At 60.6% G+C, this 18,241-nt stretch carries 19 protein-coding genes; 7 read left to right on the top strand and 12 right to left on the bottom strand.

Annotated features, from left to right (window positions below; translation table 11 throughout):
- Positions 1-25 precede the first annotated feature (25 nt).
- The 10 genes from HFO71_RS29845 to HFO71_RS29800 form a co-directional block, all read right to left on the bottom strand.
- Positions 26-937, bottom strand: a complete 912-nt coding sequence (locus tag HFO71_RS29845) for an ABC transporter permease (RefSeq protein ID WP_132612739.1) — start codon at positions 935-937, stop codon at positions 26-28.
- Positions 934-2,034 (bottom strand): ABC transporter permease, encoded by a 1,101-nt coding sequence (locus HFO71_RS29840; protein WP_221988800.1) that lies wholly within the window; start codon positions 2,032-2,034, stop codon positions 934-936. The genes HFO71_RS29845 and HFO71_RS29840 overlap by 4 nt, the downstream gene beginning before the upstream one ends.
- Positions 2,031-3,554 carry an ABC transporter ATP-binding protein gene (locus tag HFO71_RS29835; protein ID WP_221988799.1) on the bottom strand — a complete coding sequence of 508 codons (1,524 nt, stop codon included), beginning with the start codon at positions 3,552-3,554 and terminating at the stop codon, positions 2,031-2,033. Before HFO71_RS29835 ends, HFO71_RS29840 begins: the two co-directional genes overlap by 4 nt.
- Before the next feature lie 3 nt (positions 3,555-3,557).
- Positions 3,558-4,655 (bottom strand): BMP family ABC transporter substrate-binding protein, encoded by a 1,098-nt coding sequence (locus HFO71_RS29830; RefSeq protein WP_017958144.1) that lies wholly within the window; start codon positions 4,653-4,655, stop codon positions 3,558-3,560.
- A gap of 26 nt (positions 4,656-4,681) precedes the next feature.
- Positions 4,682-6,061 (bottom strand): amidohydrolase, encoded by a 1,380-nt coding sequence (locus HFO71_RS29825; protein WP_077980797.1) that lies wholly within the window; start codon positions 6,059-6,061, stop codon positions 4,682-4,684.
- A gap of 1 nt (position 6,062) precedes the next feature.
- On the bottom strand, positions 6,063-6,722 hold the full coding sequence (locus tag HFO71_RS29820; RefSeq protein WP_132612745.1) for a glutathione S-transferase family protein: 660 nt from the start codon (positions 6,720-6,722) through the stop codon (positions 6,063-6,065).
- Positions 6,719-7,564 (bottom strand): aromatic ring-hydroxylating oxygenase subunit alpha, encoded by an 846-nt coding sequence (locus tag HFO71_RS29815; protein ID WP_077980795.1) that lies wholly within the window; start codon positions 7,562-7,564, stop codon positions 6,719-6,721. The genes HFO71_RS29820 and HFO71_RS29815 overlap by 4 nt, the downstream gene beginning before the upstream one ends.
- Complete coding sequence (locus HFO71_RS29810; protein ID WP_077980794.1) at positions 7,561-8,214, bottom strand: Rieske 2Fe-2S domain-containing protein; 654 nt, start codon at positions 8,212-8,214, stop codon at positions 7,561-7,563. Before HFO71_RS29810 ends, HFO71_RS29815 begins: the two co-directional genes overlap by 4 nt.
- Before the next feature lie 155 nt (positions 8,215-8,369).
- Positions 8,370-8,636 (bottom strand): acylphosphatase, encoded by a 267-nt coding sequence (locus tag HFO71_RS29805; protein ID WP_027668792.1) that lies wholly within the window; start codon positions 8,634-8,636, stop codon positions 8,370-8,372.
- Positions 8,637-8,807: 171 nt separating this feature from the next.
- A complete protein-coding gene (locus HFO71_RS29800) occupies positions 8,808-9,701 on the bottom strand; it encodes a LysR family transcriptional regulator (RefSeq protein WP_168285498.1) in 894 nt (297 codons plus the stop codon).
- A 114-nt stretch (positions 9,702-9,815) separates the two neighbouring features.
- Here HFO71_RS29800 and HFO71_RS29795 point away from each other — a divergent pair, with 114 nt between their 5' ends.
- From HFO71_RS29795 to fhuB, 7 genes are all read left to right on the top strand, one after another.
- Positions 9,816-10,448, top strand: a complete 633-nt coding sequence (locus tag HFO71_RS29795; protein ID WP_131641894.1) for a DsbA family protein — start codon at positions 9,816-9,818, stop codon at positions 10,446-10,448.
- Positions 10,449-10,552: 104 nt separating this feature from the next.
- Complete coding sequence (locus HFO71_RS29790; RefSeq protein ID WP_077980791.1) at positions 10,553-11,455, top strand: MBL fold metallo-hydrolase; 903 nt, start codon at positions 10,553-10,555, stop codon at positions 11,453-11,455.
- A gap of 165 nt (positions 11,456-11,620) precedes the next feature.
- A complete protein-coding gene (locus tag HFO71_RS29785) occupies positions 11,621-11,863 on the top strand; it encodes a type II toxin-antitoxin system ParD family antitoxin (protein WP_183594594.1) in 243 nt (80 codons plus the stop codon).
- Positions 11,860-12,153, top strand: coding sequence for a type II toxin-antitoxin system RelE/ParE family toxin (locus tag HFO71_RS29780; protein WP_077980789.1), 294 nt, complete (start codon positions 11,860-11,862; stop codon positions 12,151-12,153). Before HFO71_RS29785 ends, HFO71_RS29780 begins: the two co-directional genes overlap by 4 nt.
- A 496-nt stretch (positions 12,154-12,649) precedes the next feature.
- Complete coding sequence (locus HFO71_RS29775; RefSeq protein WP_077980788.1) at positions 12,650-13,444, top strand: ABC transporter ATP-binding protein; 795 nt, start codon at positions 12,650-12,652, stop codon at positions 13,442-13,444.
- Between the two features lie 13 nt (positions 13,445-13,457).
- Positions 13,458-14,336, top strand: coding sequence for an iron-siderophore ABC transporter substrate-binding protein (locus HFO71_RS29770; RefSeq protein WP_131643140.1), 879 nt, complete (start codon positions 13,458-13,460; stop codon positions 14,334-14,336).
- Positions 14,336-16,306, top strand: coding sequence for a Fe(3+)-hydroxamate ABC transporter permease FhuB (gene fhuB / locus HFO71_RS29765; RefSeq protein WP_131643139.1), 1,971 nt, complete (start codon positions 14,336-14,338; stop codon positions 16,304-16,306). The genes HFO71_RS29770 and fhuB overlap by 1 nt, the downstream gene beginning before the upstream one ends.
- 142 nt (positions 16,307-16,448) lie before the next feature.
- Here fhuB and HFO71_RS29760 read toward each other — a convergent pair whose 3' ends face one another.
- Positions 16,449-17,318 carry an alpha/beta hydrolase gene (locus HFO71_RS29760; protein WP_077980785.1) on the bottom strand — a complete coding sequence of 290 codons (870 nt, stop codon included), beginning with the start codon at positions 17,316-17,318 and terminating at the stop codon, positions 16,449-16,451.
- Positions 17,319-17,879: 561 nt separating this feature from the next.
- A partial coding sequence (locus HFO71_RS29755) for a winged helix-turn-helix domain-containing protein (RefSeq protein WP_221954511.1) occupies positions 17,880-18,241 on the bottom strand: 362 nt, incomplete at its 5' end.

Raw genomic sequence — 18,241 nt, 5'->3', positions numbered from 1 at the left:
CGACGCGTTACAGCGCCGCGCGTCTTTATCGCTCGAAGGGTTCGCCGAGCGAAGCGACGCCGTTCAGTTTGAGCAGGCGGCGGTCAGCGGAGATGATGCCGAGCACGATGATCGTGACAAGATATGGCAGGCTCGAGAGCAGCTGCGAGGGAACGTCCAATCCGGTTGCCTGAGCTGCCAGCCCCATCAGCGAGACCGCGCCGAAGAGGCAGGCGCCGAGGAAGATACGGCCGGTGAGCCAGGTCCCGAAGACGACGAGGGCAATGGCGATCCAGCCGCGCCCGGCGATCATCCCATCGGCCCAGAGTGGTGTATAGACTACCGACGCATAGGCGCCGGCGAAGCCGGCCATCGCGCCGCCGAAGGCGATGGCGAGGGCGCGGACTGACAACACCGAATAGCCGATGGCGTGAGCGGCCTTGGGATTCTCGCCGACGGCGCGGACGATAAGACCAAGCTTCGTGTAGGCAAATATGGCCCAAAGAGCGAAGGTCGCGGCGAGCGAAATCCACACGACGATATCCTGGACGAAAAGGCCGCCGATAACCGGCAATTCCGAAAGCCCCGGAAGGGCGAGCTTCGGAAGTCCCCTGACCGTGAGGCTTTCATAGGTCTTGCCGAAAAGCGCGGAAAGGCCCTGGCCGAGAATGCCGATGGCAAGGCCCGCCGCCACCTGGTTTGCCCGGAATCCCAGAGTGACGAAGGCAAAGAGCAGCGAAAGCACAGCACTGCCGAGCCCGGCGACGACGAAACCCAGGAGATGTCCGCCGCCCTGATAGACGACGATGAAGGCGAGCACGGCACCGAAGGCCATCAATCCCTCGACCCCGAGGTTGAGGACGCCGGCGCGCTCGGCCACCAGTTCGCCGAGGGCTGCCAGAAGAAACGGGGTCGCAGCCGCGAGCATGCCGGCAAGAATGAACTCGATGGCGTTCATGATGGGCTCCGGTGAGCGCCGCGGCGCCATTCAAGGCGATAGCGCACAAAGGCGACGGCGATCAGGTAGGCGAGCAGCAGACTGCCCTGGAAGACACGAACGGCGGCGATCGGCAGGTTGGCCGAGACCATGGCATTGTCGCCACCGATATAGATGACCGCCATGACCAGCGCCGAGATCAGGATGCCGATCGGATGCAGGCCGCCGAGATAGGCGACGATGATGGCCGCATAGCCATAACCGCTCGCGACCGAACGCTGCAGCTGACCGAGCGGGCCGGCGACTTCGGCGGCCCCGGCAAGACCGGCCGCAAAACCGCCGATCAGCAGCGAAAGCCAGATCGTCCAACCTTCCTTGAAGCCGGCATAGCCGGCAGCCCGCGGTGCCAGACCACCGACCTGCAGCTTGTAGCCGATGAAGCTCCTCTGCATGAAGACCCAGGCCGCAACCGACAAAGCCAGCGTGATGAGGAATGAAACATTGACGCGGGTACCGGCAATCAGGGTCGGTACCATCGCATCGTACTGGAACATCACCGACTGGGGGAAGTTGAAGCCGTTCGGATCCTTCCAGGGGCCGAGCAGCAGATAGTTCAGCAGCTGCGCCGCAACGAGGCTCAGCATCAGGGAAACGAGAATCTCGTTGGCGTTGAGGCGCACGCGCCAGAAGGCGGTGAGAGAAGCCCAAAGTGCGCCGCCGATGGCGCCGAGCAGCAGCATCGCCGGCCAGATCCACTGGCCCGTCGCTTGCGGAAACCAGACCGGAATGGCAGAGGCGAAGATCGCGCCAAGAATGAACTGGCCTTCGGCGCCGATGTTGAAGACCTTGGCGCGAAAGCCGATCGCCAGCCCCTGCGCGATCAGGAGGAGCGGGCCTGCCTTTAAAAGCACCTCCGAAAATGACGCCCAGGAGAGGAACGGCTCGAAAAGCATCGCATAGACAACCGCGACAGGGTCGCGGCCCATCAAAACGTAAAGGCCGAGATTAAGTGCGATCGCTCCCGCCAGCGCAGTGACAGGCGCGCACAGGGCCGCGGCAAGCGAAGCGCGCTCCCGGCGGACCAGGGTGGGAACGAAAGCAAGGGACCAAGCGCTCATTGCTGGACTTTCTCGGGCGAGGCCTGTGCCCCGATCATGTATCGGCCGATCTCCTCGGGCTTCGTGTCTCGCGTTGCGAGCGGCGGGCTGAGCCGGCCGTGATGCAGCACCTGGATGGCATCGCTGAGCTCGAACAGTTCTTCCAGCTCCTCAGAAATGACGAGAATCGCCATGCCCTGATTGCGCAATGCGACCAGACGACTGCGGATGGCGGACGCGGCGCCGATATCGACGCCCCAGGTCGGCTGCGCCAGGAAAAGCAATTTGGGAGACAGCATGATTTCGCGACCAACGATGAACTTCTGCAGATTACCGCCCGACAGGGTGCCGGCTTCCGCATCCGGGCCAGGAGTGCGGACATCATACTGACGGATGCAATCACCGGTGAACGCCGTCACCCGCGCCCTGTCGACGAGACCGTGCCGCAAAAGCTTGAGCGGATGGGCCGTCAGCAGGCTGTTGAGGACGAGCGACATTTCGGGCACGGCGCCGCGTCCAAGCCGGTCTTCCGGAACGAAGGCAAATCCGAGCGTCCGCCGTGCGGCGGCATCGAGCCTGCCGACATCCATCCCCATCATGAAGATCCGGTCGCGCTGGTCGCGCCCCAGCACCGTCTCGCCTGAAATCAACGCGGCAAGCTCGCTTTGACCGTTGCCCGAAATTCCGGCGATCCCGAGGATTTCGCCGGCACGCACCTCGAGGCTGATGCCGGAGAGCGACACCGCAAAGGGATCGCCGGGCTGATAGTCCAATCCGATGATCTCCAGCCGCTTTTCCCCACCAGACAGCGGCAGCGCCGCCATCGGAGCCGGCATGTCATGGCCGATCATCATGCGGGCAAGGTCATGGGCATCATGTTGACGCGGGTCGACATCCCCGGTCACGCGTCCGCCGCGCAGGATCGTCGCCCGGTCGCAGATCGCCCGGATTTCTTCGAGCTTGTGGGAGATCAACAGGATGGAAACGCCGCCGTCGCGCAGGCGACGCAGCGTGTCGAAGAGCCTCTCCACCAGTTGCGGCGGCAGGACGGAGGTCGGCTCGTCGAGGATCAGCAGCTTCGGATTGGTCATCAGGCTTCGGATGATCTCCACCCGCTGCCGCTCGCCGACGGACAGCGCATGCACATGAGCAAGCGGGTCGACTTCGAGGCCGAATTCCCGTCCAAGCGTCCGAATGCGTTCCTTGAGCTCAGCCTTGCGGCCCGGCACGACCAGCCGAATATTCTCCAGGACGGTCAAGGTCTCGAACAGCGAGAAATGCTGGAACACCATGCCGATGCCGTGGCGCCTCGCCTCGGCGGGGGAGGCGAGGCGCAACGGGTTTCCTTCCCAGACGACCTCTCCGCCGTCCGGTTGCTCGACGCCGTAGATCAGTTTCATCAGCGTCGATTTTCCCGCCCCGTTCTCCCCGAGGATCGCATGAATCGATTGCGGCGCCACGTCCAGATCGATGGCCTGATTGGCATGGATCTGGCCGTAACTTTTCAAAATGCCGCGCAGCGACAGGAGCGGGGTGGTCATGACTTATTTCGGCAACGGCGTGGACACGCCCTTGACGTGCCAGTTCATGGCGATGATCTCGGGGTCGGCCATGGTCGCACCCGATGCGACAGCTTCGCTGCCGTCGGCCTTGGCGATCGGCCCGGTGAAGGGCGAGAAGCTGCCGTCGGCGATCTTTACCTCGATCTCCTTGATCTTGGTCATCACGTCAGCCGGAATATCAGGATTCCAGTCGACCACTTCGACGACCTTGTCGGCAACGCCGAGGAACGCATTGGCGCCCTTGAACGTGCCGGCGAGATGGGCATCGACCGAAGCCTTGAAGAACGGCGACCAGTCCGTCGCGATGCAGCCGAGATAGGTTTTGGGCGCATATTTCTTCATCGAGGAATTGAGGTTGAAGGCGTAAACGCCGGCTTCCTCGCAAGCCGAGATGACGGACGGCGTGTCCTGGGCGTTGGAGAAGATCACGTCGCACTTCTGCGCGATCAGGGCCTTGGCGGCTTCCTGCTCCTTGGCCGGATCGAACCATGAGTTCACCCAGACCACCGAGACCTCGATATCGGGTTTGACGGCCTGGGCGCCGAGCGTAAAGGCGTTGATCGAGGTAATGAGCTCGGGGATAGCAAAGGCCGAGACAGAGCCGAGCTTGCCGGTCTTGGAAAGTGCTGCCGCAGCCATGCCGAGCAGATAGGTGCCCTGGAAATATTTGGCGGCGAAAGGCGAGAAGTTCGGAGCGACCTGGAAGCCGGAGGCGTGCAGAACGGTGACGCTCGGATCGCGGCGGGCGATCTGCAGCGCGCCGTTCTGATAACCGAAAGAGCCGGCGACCAGGAACTTGTTTCCGTCGGCGACGGTCTTGTTCATGATGCGGTCGGCATCCGGACCTTCCGCGATATTCTCAAGCACGGTGACCTTCACCTTGTCGCCGTAAGCGGCCTTGATCGGCTCGAGGCCGGCAGCAAGTGCGTGCCCCCAGCCAACGTCGCCGACGGGCGAGGGGATTACCAGCGTGATGCCGAGCGGCTCGTCGGCGGCGAAAGCAAGCCGGCTGCCGAGCGCGCCGGCGAGGCCGGTGGCGGCAGCGGCCGTCATCAGATTTCTGCGGGTCAGTTTGGTCATGTTCTCAGTTCCCTCTTTTGGTTTTTTTAGAATTCCACGGTGGATAGTGCGGCCTCGGCATCGGCAGCCAGCTTGGTTTCGTCGAGCCCGGGAAATTCGCCCTTCTGCCAGACGATGCGGCCATTGATCATCGTCATGTCAGTCGCCATGCCGATGCCGACGCGGGCAATCAGGCTCAGCGGATCGTGGCGCGTGCCGACATAATCCATGCGCCGAGTGTCGATCGCAAACAGGTCGGCGGCCATGCCGGGCGCAAGCCGGCCGATATCGCGCCGGCCGAGCAGGCTGGCACCGCCGGTCGTGCCGTAGCCGAGGAATTCGACCGGCGGCGGCACGGGATGGGCACGGCTGGAAGAGACGAGGCATTGCAGCATGTAGGCGGAGTGCAGGCAGTGCATCAGGTTGGAATTGTCGTTGGAGGCAGCACCATCACAGCCGAGGCCGACGCGCAAGCCGAAGGCGGCCATGGCGGGAATGTCGGTGACCTCGGCGCCGACCAGATAGACCGGTTCCGGGCAATGCGCGACGCCGGTGCCGCTGGCGGCCATCTTCCTGAGTTCGTCGTGGTTGAGCTCCCAGCAATGAGCATAGAAGGCGTCGGGTCCGGCAAAGCCAAGTTCTTCCAAATAATCGACCGTGCGCATGCCATGGCGCGCCTGAATGACCAGGCTTTCGCCTTCGCCGACATGGGTATGCATCATGACGCCGCGATCACGCGCCAGCGCCACCGATTCCACGAAAGTCTCGCGGTAGCAATTGACCGGCTGACAGGGTGCCACCACGACCTGCCGCATGCTGAAGGGGCTGATATCGTGGTAGGTGTCGATCAGCCGGGCGCAGTCGGCGATGAATTCGTCCGTTGTTTCCAGCATCTCGTCGGGAATGGTCGAGCCTTCCGACTTCGGCAGGGTGTTGCCGCCGCGGCCGGCATGGAAGCGCATGCCGAGCAGTTCGGCCGCCTCGAACTGGCGGTCGATCAACCGTTTTCCGGCGTGCCGGGGGAAATTATATTGGTGATCCAAGGCCGTGGTGCAGCCATGCTTGATCATCTCGGCCATCGCCGTGACGGAGGCGTGGTAAAAGCATTCCTCGTTAAGTTGCGAAAAGATCGGGTAGATGCGGTCCAGCCACTCGATCACCGAGAGCTTCGTCCAATCGAGATCGGCGCGGTTGCGCACGAAGCACTGGAAGAAGTGATGATGGGTGTTGACGAGGCCCGGATAGACGAACCAGCCGGCAGCATCCTGAACGGTCGTGCCGGCAGGCAACGTGTCTGCCCCTATATTTTCGCCGATCGCCACGATCGCCGGACCACTGGTCAGGAGATCGACATTGCGGTGGACGACCGGCCCCTTGCCCTCGTCGACGATCACGGCTGCGCAGTTCTTCAGGAGATAACCAGCCATCTCACGCCTCGCCCGATTCGATCTGAGGTTCGGGCTTCAATTCGTGCAGCCGGTGAATGCCTGGCATTTCGATAAATTTGTCGAGGGCGCGCAGCGCGCGGGACCAGAGCCGGATCGCAGGATAAGCATCCAGCGTGACGCCCCCATCGGGCGCCAGTGCCACATAGGGAAAGCAGGCAATGTCGGCAATTGTCGGCCGGTCGGCGGCGAGGAAACACATGCCGCGAAGACGCTGCTCGACAAGCCCGGCTTCAAGTTCGCGAAGGGCGGCGATGCCCTGAGCCTGCAGCGCACCGATATCGCCCGGCCGCAGCAGCATTTCATGGAGCCGCGCTGCCCCGAGGCTTGCCGTCAGCCGGCCGGAGAACGACAGCCATTGCTGCACCTTCGCCGCTTCCTCGGCCTTGCCGCTGCCGAGCCATTCGGGTGCGGCCTTGGCGGCGAGATAGACGAGGATCGCCGACGATTCGGTCAGGATCAGGTCGCCATCCTCCAGGATCGGAATGGAGCCTGCCGGATTGAGTGCAAGCAGCTCGGCGCCGCGATGCTCGGCGCCGGGATGGAAATCCACCGGGCGCAGTTCAAGTTTCACGCCGGCCAGCGCCGCCATCAGGCGCACCTTGTAGCAACTGGGCGAGAGAATATAGTCGTAGAGCTTCATTGCGCCACCAGCTGTGCGCCGTAGGTATAGTTGTGACGCTTCAGCCAGCGCCGGTAGGCGATCGATGTCAGATCGGCACGCGTCGGGATTTCCATGCCGGGGTCGAGCGGCAGCAGCCGCGGGATCTGGTTTTCGAGGATCGAACGGTCCTGCAGAAAGATCGTCTGCTGGAAATGAATGAGGTCGGTCATCGCGGTCTCGTCGTCGAAAAGCGCCATCCACGGCCAGACGTCGCACAGGTCCTCGGCCAGCGGCTGCACGAAGAGCGTGATGACATCCCATTCGCTCGGGCGCGGCGGGCAGGTCTTGTAAAGCACGGAGCAGGTCGGTGCCGGCACGCGGTACATGTATTCCGTCGTGATCCCGCCGCTTGCCGACTTGGCGGCCTGCGGCTGATAGAATTTCACCTGCGTTGCCCAGACCTCGTCTTCTTGCTCGCGGATCTCGACCTTGTAGTTCTGCACTTCCGTATGCGGCTCTGCGCCGAGAATGTCGGTGTGGACGAAGGGAAAATGGGCGATGTCGAGGAAATTCTCGACGGCGCGGAGCGGCGAGCAGCGCACGCGCACCACGCCGACATCGACGAAGCGGCGGCCGGGTTGATCGGCCTCGGGAATGGGGAAAAGTTCTTTCTTCGGCGCGCCGAGGGAGGACCAGACATGGCCGTAACGCACGCGCACCGGCAGAACATGGCCGTCTCCGGCCGTCACCTTCGCTTTGCCGTCGCCATCGCGCGCCACCTCGATCGGCTCGCCCATCAGCGCAGTGGTGCGACCGGCGCCATCTAGCTGGCTGAAAAGCCCGACCGGATACCATTCATCGATCATCGCCTGCATGGTCATTGCGCGATCTCCTTTTTCTGAAGATCCTCAGCCCGACGCCGCAGGCTTTCGGCGGCCCGTGAAGCGCCGATGCCCGCAGGAAGGCCGGCATCACCCTTCAGCAGCACATGGATCAGCGTCCGTCCGTCTTCTTGGGCGGATAATAGCAGACAGATGGTCCCGCTGGATGCATCGATCTCGACAAGACCATCAGGGCTCGCCTTGCTGCCGGCCGCCACCTTGATCGCGGCGAAGCCGGCGAACGCTGTCAGCGAGCGCAGGGGAATGAGGCCCTCGAGCCTCGGCGGCTTCGATACGGGCGTGCCCACGGCCACCCAGATCACACTGTCCGCTTCCTCAACATCATGGGTGGCGACACGGATGGTTTCCGGGGGCGTCAGCCCCGGATGGGCGGGAATGCGGAGACAGTTTCCGGCCTGGCCATAGCTCCAGCCGTGATAGATGCAAGAAAGCGCCTCGCCACGCACGAAGCCGTGAGACAGGCGCATGCCGCGATGTGGACAGCGATCCGCCGATGCCGATATGCGTCCAGAAGCGCTGCGCCACAGAGCAATCGATCCGGCTGCCGTCCATGCCGGTATGACGGTTCCGGCCGGCAAATCCCGGGAAAGGGCGACTGGCGTCCAAAAGCCCGTCGTATCGGAAGGCATGACTAGAATTCCCACACAAAACCAAATGCTTGCCGATCAAGTCCCGCATCGGCGCCGAGGCAATTCCGCCGCAACCTTATTAGGTTTGCATAATTATTTCGCATTGGCAACATTGAGTAAATAATATGCACGGATGAAATACGCGAGAGCCCGGACTAGGTCCTTTCGCCGCTGATCGCCGTTCGATCTATCCTCTCGACCCACACGTCGATAGGCCCGAGAGAGCATCCCATCTCCATCATGTCGATCAACTCCTCCGGCCCGGCAACCTCAAGTTCGATCCGCATGGAACTCGTATGAGATATGGTGTGCGAGAGCCCAAGCTTGGCAGCGTGGCGCCGGATCCAGGGAACGAAGGAGGCAGCCCCCAGATCACCGACAATCGTCATCCGCTCCAGCAGGTAGCTTGTATCTTGTCCCATGCTCGCCCTTGTTTTCCTACACCAAAGCGCTTGAATGAACTTCGGGAAGGGGTCGCCGTCAAGGCGAGAATATGGCGTCGGAATTTCCTTTGCAAATCCCTGCGGCAACATACCAATTCCCCGCCACCGTATGGCTGCTTCGGAGCAACTCAGGCTGCGTGATGGCGCAGCCTAGTCGCGCGAGCGACTGCCCGTAAGCATCGCGACAAAAGCCGTGACCTTGCGCGGACGAAACCGAGCTGCCGGATAGACGACATAAATTCCGCCGGCCGGCAGGCTCCAGTCCGGCAACAATCTTATCAGTCGGCCAGCCTCTATATGCTCTCCAGCCAGAAAATCCGGAAGCACGGACATTCCTGCCCCAGCAAGCGTGGCCGCGAGAACCGCAGGCGTCGAATTGCTCATGAGGCTCTGTTGCATCTGCACAGTCCGCCGATCGAAATCGCCCTGGATAAACCTCCAGACCACCGGCTCCTTGAGGGCCAGGTTGGCGATAAACGGCTGGCCCACCGCATCCTCTGGACTGTTCAAACTGAGCGTGGCGAAGAAGCTGGGGGACGCCACAAGAAACTGCCGGAACGAACCGATCCGTCTCGCTTGGTGACTGGAGTCATCGAGCCATCCAACGCGGATCGACAGGTCGATCTGATTGGCAATAAGATCCATCTTCGTATCAGCGAGCAGAAGCTCGACCCTGCAGGCGGGGTACTTCCGGATAAAGGCCGCAGCAATGGGAGCGATCGTGCTCGCACCATAATCATTGGGCGCAGCAATGCGTAGCATGCCTGTCGGCTCGGCATTTGCGCGGGTGATTTCATCGACGGCGTCCCCGGCTTCGCGGAAGATCATGACGCAGCGTGCGTAGAGAAGCCTGCCGGCCTCAGTCGGCTCGACGCGTCGTGTTGTCCGGAGCAGCAAGCTAGTTTTCAACTCAGCTTCCAGCCGCGCAACCTGCTGGCTGACGACCGTCTTCGTGATCGCGAGGCGCTCGGCAGCTTTCGTGAACGAGCCGGTATCGACGACGGCTGCAAAATAGGCCAGCCGGTTGAGGTTGACAGCCTCCATAGCCTTCTTCCATTTGATTGTAAGTTTTTGACATACATTCTGTCACATTTAACAATATTTATCACTCAATAGAAGTGCACTATCTGTTGTCCGTCGCTTCAAGGATGGTCCGATATGCATCTTACCTATCTCTACGATCCGCTTTGCGGCTGGTGCTATGGTGCGGCGCCCGGGCTCGACAAATTGGTCATGCTCGACAACCTCACCGTCGAGCTTGCGCCCAGCGGGCTTTTCGCGGGCGAAGGCGCCCGTCCGCTGGATGAACGCTTCGCAGCCTATGCCTGGCATAATGACCAGCGGATCAACCGGCTCACGGGGCAGGTCTTCAGCCAGCTCTATCGCGATCAGGTTCTCGGGCGCGCAGACGGTATGTTCGACTCCGCCCCTGCGACGCTTGGGATCATAGCCGTCGGGGTGACGCAACTCGACAGGGGAGGTGATGCCCTGAAGGCACTTCAAAGCGCTCGCTATGTTGACGGCCGCAACACCTCGGAGATCGCTGTCGTGGCCGACGTTCTCGATCAGGCCGGGTTTCCCGATGCCGCCGCTCGTGTCCGGGCTCCGGACGAGGCCCTGCTCGATGCCTACCGCAACGGGATCGGGAAGTCCCGCCAACTCATGGCTGCATTCCGGATGGATGGTGTCCCCGCGCTTTTGGTCAGCGACGGCGACAAGCGCCGCGTGCTGCGCAGCGATGCCCTATTCGGCGGCTTTGACCGACTTGCTGCCGAGCTTCAGGCGGCATGATCGTTCATTTTCAGCAGACCGTTCCATGAACTACCGACAAAGCCTGCCGGGGGGCAACACTCAGGGCAGCAGAAAATCGAAACTGACGATCATCGGAGACAACCATGTATTCAAGGAGAGAAGTCATGAAAACCACCCTCGCAGCCGGCGCCGTTGCCGTTTTTGCGCCTGCCGGTCTCGGCAACGCAGCCGGGTCAAAGCTGGCCTGGAAGCACTTCCCCGCCGGTCAGAATGGCTTCTTTCGTGCTCCGGTGCTGCTGACCGGCCCCAGCGAAGCGTTGCTGATCGACGGCGGGTTCAGCTATCCCGACGGTCGTACGCTGGCGGAAGCCATCAAGGCCACGGGCAAGACGCTGACCGCGATTTATGTCAGCCAGTCCGATCCGGACTATTACTTCAGCCTCAAGCCGGTCCTCGAAGCCTTTCCCGGCGCAAAAGTACTGGCCGCCTCCGACACGATTGCAGCGATCAAGGGCAACGTCGAGAAAAAGCTTGCCGTTTGGGGGCCGCAGCTCAAGGAGAACGGCCCGCAGACCCTTGCAGACATCGTCATGCCGGAAGCCTTCGACGCTCCAAGCCTCACAGTTGATAGCGAAACCGTCGAGATTGTCGCGGCCGAGGCAGGGTTAAGCAATCGCCGGTACCTGTTCGTGCCGTCGCTGAATGCTGTTTTCGGGGGCGTCATGATCTTCTCGGGCGTTCATGTGTGGACGGCCGACACCCAGGCATCGGAGCAGCGTGCCGCTTGGGTGGCCACCCTTGACAAGATCAGCGCCCGCAAGCCGACGATTGTCGTTCCCGGCCACATGACGCCGGAAGCGGCAACCGATCTGTCTGCCGTCGAACACACGAACAGTTATCTGCTCGCTTTCGAGGAAGAACTCGCCAAGGCAGCCGATTCCGCCGCGCTGAAGGCCGCCATGGAAGCCCGCTTCCCCGGTCTTGGCATGGGTGTTGCGCTCGACATAGGCTCCAAAGTTGCCAAGGGAGAAATGAAGTGGGGCTGAACGGCCGATCTTCAAACTGATCCGAAGGGCCTGGGAGGGCCCTTCACCTCCAGGAAGGCCGCAAAAGTGGTGATGCAGTCGTCAGGTCCGCATCTCATCAAGGCGTTCGAGTCTTTGACAAACTTTGCCAAATTCGGTTATATTGCCTTCAAATGGAGGTTATCAATGGCCACGATGAACGTATCTCTTCCGGGCCCGATGAAGGATTGGGTGGAGGCCCAGGCCAAGACCGGGCGATATTCGAATGCTAGCGACTACGTGCGCGACCTGATCCGACGCGACCAAACGCGAAACGACAAGATCGCCGCCATGCAAAGCTTCGTCGAGGCCGGGCTCCAAAGCGGTGTCGGCGTCCGATCAAAGGATGAACTCTTTGCTGAGGCGATGGCTCGTGCCAGCAAGTCATGAGTTTTAAGCTTTCTGCCGAAGCGGAAGAGGACATTATTGCGATCGCCGAGCAAGGTGTCCGTATGTTCGGGGCAGACCAAGCAAAGCGATACCACGATGAACTTTTCGCATTATTTGATCTGATAGCTGTCAATCCACGCATCGCGCGCAAACGGGATGAGATTGATCCGCCCGTTAGAATTCATCCCTTCAAAGCGCATCTAATCGTCTATCGGATCGAAAATGATGAGACAATTTTTGTAATACGAATTCGCCACGCGCATGAAGATTGGGCAAGTGATTCAATTTAGCGCACCTCGGATGGAGCTGTGAGATTTGGTGTGTCTCAAGTTCGAATGAGTTCATGGGAGGGGCAAGACCCGATCCCGAAGAGAAGCAAGGCCGTGAATGACATCAGATGCGGTGTAAATGGAAGCTCGACAGCGCTTGACTTCAACACGCCGAATAGAGAAGTTCCATAATTCAGCTTATGCCATTTTACACAATCTGTGATTGCTTAACCTCCGACGAGCTCATCGCAAGAAATCCAGCAAAAGACTGCTAACAACGATAATCTCAAAAATTTCTTCAGAACGATACACGCATGAGAGGATTCAAGGCTTTCTTCGTTCCCTCAGCCGCTATAACGCAGGAGGCACCGAAGCCGCGCTGCTGGCCGAAAGCCGGAGTCGCCGCACGAGATGACGAGGACCTAGGCGGAGGGCTAACGAAAATAGTTGATTGCTGCTCTCATCTTTAGTACCGACCTATCACCCGGTTAAAGGATGTCACGTGGCTATACTCCCGATGCAAGATCCGCCTCGAACGGCTGAAACTTTTGTCGCCGAAAATATAGGTCTTTTGATAGAGCGGAACGAAATTCTCTGCGACGTCAGTCTTAAATTTCCGGCAGGAGAAGTTATCGCGCTGGTCGGCCACAACGGCTCCGGCAAATCCAGTCTTCTCAAAATGCTGGCTCGCCAGCTTGTGCCGAGCACTGGATCGATCTCTTACGGAAACCAGGATCTGAGGATGTATAGCGAACGCGCCTTTGCGCGTTCGGTCGCATATCTGCCCCAGGACGTCACGACCGGATCGGAAATGACGGTCCGCGAGCTTGTAGGATGCGGTCGTTATCCGTGGCACGGAGCGCTCGGCCGGTTCACCCAAAACGATGAAGAGAAAGTCGAGGACGCCCTTCGAGCCACGCATATCGAGACGTTCGCCGACCGTATCATGGGAACGCTATCGGGCGGCGAGCGGCAACGTGCCTGGATTGCGATGCTGATCGCTCAGGATGCTCGCTGCCTGTTGCTCGACGAACCGACTGCGGCACTCGACGTTGCTCATCAGGTCGAGGTGCTCTCACTTGTGCGACGCTTGGCGCATGAAAGTGGAAGGAGTGTCGTCATCGTTCTCCACGACATCAACATGGCCGCTCGCTTCTGCGATCGGATCCATGCGTTGAAATGCGGTCGCGTGGTTGCCAGCGGAACACCGAACGCGATCCTCGCGCCGAACACGCTACAGGAGATCTATGGGATCGACATGGATGTGATCTCCGCGCCCAACCTGCCCTATCCGCTGGCCTATGTTTGCTGAGGCCGGCCGTTCAATGGGGGTTTCGCGGCGGTTCTTTTTGCAATTTGCCGGGGCCTTGCTCATTCCCGCTCCGCTGTTTGCACAGTCGATGGGCCCAAGGATCGTCAGCCTCGACTACGGTCTTGCGTCCACTCTTTTATCCCTCGGATTGCCTCCGGTCGGGATTTCAGACCTCGCCGATTGGGACAGATGGGTTGTCGAGCCGCCGATGCCAAAATCCATCGTCGATATCGGCAGTTCGTTCGAGGTCAATTTTGAAATTCTCGTCACGCTGAAGCCCGACATTATCTTAACCACACCCTACCTGGATGAGCTGTTGCCCAAGCTTCAGTCGGTGGCGAAAGTCGTTCGGCTGGAAATCTTTACGCCGGGCATCGGACCTATTCTTACCGCGGCCATCGGGGCGACGCGTAAATTGGCCGTTGAGCTTGGCCGTGAGAATGAAGCAGAGCAGTTCCTGGCGCGAGCCGACGTCTTCTTTGCGCAATGCCGCAGTCGCCTGGTGGGCAAGAACCTGCCGCCAGTCGCCCTGGTGAATTTCATGGATGCCCGCCATGCCCGCATCTACTCGAGTCCTGGACTGTTCCACAATGTGCTCGAGCGCATCGGTGTCCGGAATGCCTGGACCAGAGAGTCGAATTATTGGGGCTTTGAAACGATCGGGATTGAAGATCTCTCCAAGGTCACCGATCCGGACGCGCGTCTGATCGCCTTTGACCCGATTCCTCCAGACGTTCTTCCGAAACTCGGTCAGAGCCCGCTGTGGAACAGGCTTGCGTTTGCGCGTCCAGGCCATCTGTCGATTCTGCCGCCAGCCCTGATGTTCGGGATGGTGAACGAGGCCATGCGTTTCGCAGGCCTCTTGACAGATCTTCTGGAAAAGGAAGCTTGATGGTTTCCCGCCGCGACAATATCGGGCCAGCAATTGTCTTCCTCCTCCTGATGTGCGGTGGAGGCGTGGCATCGTGGTTTCTTGCCGCTCCTGCGCTGTCAGAAATCGCTCGACCGGATTACGATGTCACGCGAATGGTGTTCACCTATTCGACGCTTCCCCGTCTTGCGACGGCGCTGATTGCCGGAGCCGCGCTTGCCTTGTCCGGGGCGCTGTTTCAGCAGGTTTTGCGAAACCCGCTCGCCGATCCTACCACTCTTGGCGTGTCGGCCGGAGCAAACCTGGCGCTGGTGGTAACATCGCTGTTTCTCCCCGACTTGCTTGGCGCCGGCCGCGATCTTGTCGCTCTGATCGGCAGCGCGACCGCTGCTGCGATCGTCGTCAGCCTGGGCGCGCGCCGCGGTTTTTCGCCTTATTCGCTTGTTCTGTCGGGGCTGGTTCTCAGTCTTTGGTGCGGCGGCCTCGCTGCCATCCTGACCTATTTGAACCAGCGCTACCTCTCGAGCCTGTTCATCTGGGGCGCCGGCTCGCTGGCACAGCAAAGCTGGGTCATTCCCCTGTCGCTTCTTTGGAAGTTGGCTGTCATCGCCATCGGCAGCGCTTTCGTGATGAGACCGCTTTCGCTGCTCGATCTTGGCGAAAGCAGCTCCACGGCACTCGGCGTCAGATTGGTCCGCCTGCGTTTCGTTGTAGTCGCCCTCGCCGTCGCGCTTGCTGCATTTGTCACGAGCGCCGTTGGGGTCATTGGTTTCATTGGACTGGTCGCGCCGACGATTGCGCGATTGTCCGGAGCACGGCGTCCCGCGCAGCTCATCCTCTGGTCTCCGCTGATCGGCGCCGGACTGCTGTTCTTCGCCGACTCCATCCTGCAACTCGTCGCCGGCGGACTTGGTGATTTCTTGCCGACGGGGGCAGTGACAGCCATCTTCGGTTCGCCGCTGCTTCTCGCGCTCCTGCCGCGGCTGAAGGTCCGTCATAGACTACAGCAATCGCCGGCGTTCAGACGGCCACGTCGATGGGATGGAACCCGACCGGTCATCATCGCGGCCGCCGGCCTGCTCGTCCTGTTGATGGTCAGCGCTTTTCTCGGACGCGACGTCAATGGCGGCTGGGCTCTCGCTTCCGGCGAATTTTCGGTCGATGTCCTTGCGATCAGAATACCTAAAATCCTCGCCGCCCTGGTATCGGGCGCGATGCTTGCGGTCGCGGGCTCGATCCTTCAGCGGCTGACCGGAAACGAAATGGCAAGTCCCGAAGTTCTGGGAATCAGTGCCGGCGCGACCTTCGGCGTTGCGATTGCCCTCTTTGCCGTCGCTCCAGGATTTTCAGGTCAATTTGCATTTGCCGTGGCCGGTGCGATCAGTGTGCTTGCTATCATCTTCGCCAGCTCCCGGCGATCGGCCTTCGCGCCTGAACGAGTCCTGCTGGCGGGCATTGCCTTAAGCGCGATGGTCGATGCCGTCGTCGGCGTGTTGAGCTCGACGGGAGATCCGAGAGCAGTTCTGCTGATGCGGTGGATGAGCGGGTCCACCTATCTTATCGAGGGGTCGACCGCCGCAATGGAGGCGGCGCTCGGCGCCGTGCTGATCGCTGTCTCGCTCGCCGCTCGCCGCTGGCTTGACATCCTTCCGCTTGGGCCGTCGCCTTCGGCGGCGGTCGGTATTCCATTGGCGAAATCGCGATTTGCGCTTTTTGGCCTCGCAGGATTGTTGACGGCTGCCGCGACGCTCACGGTTGGCCCGTTGTCATTCATCGGCCTTATGGGACCTCACCTTGCGCGGGAGGCGGGATTGGCGCGCGCGCTGCCGCAAATGGTCGGCGCCGCGCTGATCGGAGGGGGGCTGATGGTCGCGGCTGATTTCGTCGGCCGCACGATCGTATCGCCCTATCAGATCCCGGCCGGTCTCGTTTCCGCGCTCATCGGAGCGCCGTTCTTGATGCTGATGATGCGGAAGCGCAGTGCCAGCTGAGGGGGTTGCCCACGCAACACCATCAACGATCTCACTATGGCGTTGCCTCATTCGCTGGCCCTGCCTCTTGCTCCGAGGTGGGCCATACGGGTGGGGAGAACGGCCGGCCGGACGATTAACGTCGGAGAGCGTCACATGTCGGTCAACTCTGGACGGCGAATGCGATGGCAACCGCACGATTCACGGCCGCCGCAAGAACGGACATGTGGGTCTCACCGGCATAAAGCTCGAATCCGGTACGCAATCCATCGGCAGTGCCGTTTAATCGCTCCGCCATCTCCCGCGCCAGGAGGACGGTCCGTTCCGTCTTCCTCTTCTCCAGGCGTGCAGTGGCATCCTCGTTCCGGTACTGGAAGGGTGCCAGCTCATCGCCTTCGTATTCCCCAGCGGACAAATGCAGGAAGGGTGCATTCCCCGGCGCGTCTTGCCGTTGCGCCTCGTTCTTGAGGATTTCGCTGTTCTCCCAATAGATGGTTGGGCTGGCCGCAATCCAATTGGCAAACAGACCGGGGCGCTCGAACAGGGCATAGAGAGTAAAGAGGCCGCCGAAGGAATGCCCGAAAAGCGATCGGCGCATCGGATCCAAGATCACCATCTCCGCAATCCGCGGGATAAGCTCGTTCTCGATGAAATCCAGCAGTTTGCCGGTCCCTCCGATGACAACCGGCGGACCGCCCTCAACGAACGGCGGATAGGATTTGACCGGCGGAGGCCCCAGGTCCCAAGACCGGCGGAGCGGATCATAGGGCTCGTCGGAGGGGTAGCCGATCGCGGCGATCACCCCCCAAGCGACATTCGTTCCGGTGGGGTAAGGTGCCTGCGTGACCAAGCTGGCGACCGCGAAGGGGAAAGTGGCGTTGCCGTCGGTCATGACGAGAAGCGGCCATCCTTTCGCCGGCGGTCTCTCCGCCGGAATGGAAAGGAATATGCGATAGGGCTCGCCGCCCGCAGCAGGAGCCAGATCAAAAAAACAAGTTCCGGGCATCGAATAGACGCTGATAGGATTGGTCATGAGAAAGTTTTCTGATGGTTGGGAGGATCGGGTAAGGGAAATTGATATCGGTGCTGTTCACCGGCAGGTTTCGAAGCTTTCCAAGGTCGGTGCAACTCTTTGCTGATATCCTGGCTTCCGCGAAAGCGCATCATGGCAATTACGGTTCGGACGTTTACAGAGGCTGATCTAACCTAATCCCAGGCATGATTTGAAGACCGGAGCTATCGAGCTGCATTTCGATCCAACAATGAATTCGCAGGGCCTTCAATTCAATCATCTCCGAACACTGCTAAGCCGACGTCTGTTTCGTAACTTTCTTGGGTTTGCAACCCCGAGGCGGTAACGTGAACCACACGTCAGAGCACCCACTTTCTCAAGCGTCGTGGCCTTATGCGCGGCCGGGCTTTTTTCCTGCACGACAACCTGCCAAGTATGGAGATTGGTGCCGATCATCCATGTGGACGCCACCGGCGGCACTTCCTTTATCGCTGACCCTTTTAGGAGCGCGCCTGTTTAGCCCCGGAGAGATCCGGGCGCCTACGTCGCCGTGAACCCGTTAGAGGCTAGGATATGCGGATATCAATGATAATGGTATTCGAGAGCGTAACCTGCGCCGTACACGGTACGAATCCCCAGATTACGCAGTCCTGCAAACGCTTTTCGCAGCCGGCCGATATGCACGTCAACCGTCCGACTTTCTACAGCGTGTGGATCGCGCCAAACGGCCTCAATGAGTTGCTCGCGGGTACTGATCTGCCCCTGCCTTTCTAATAGAAACCTGAGGATTCTCATCTCCATAGGCGCAAGCGCTACCCTCTTGCCTGAAACCACGACGGCGTGCGGGCCGAAGACAATCTCGGCGGCACCAGCAAAGTTGCGCAGAGTCGAAGCCTCAGACTGCGGGCCTGTGCCGTGGAGAAAGGCGAGGAGTTTTGAAGGCG

Source organism: Rhizobium laguerreae (assembly GCF_019778565.1).
Taxonomy (GTDB): Bacteria; Pseudomonadota; Alphaproteobacteria; order Rhizobiales; family Rhizobiaceae; genus Rhizobium; species Rhizobium laguerreae.
This window is presented reverse-complemented; position numbering and strand designations above follow the sequence as displayed.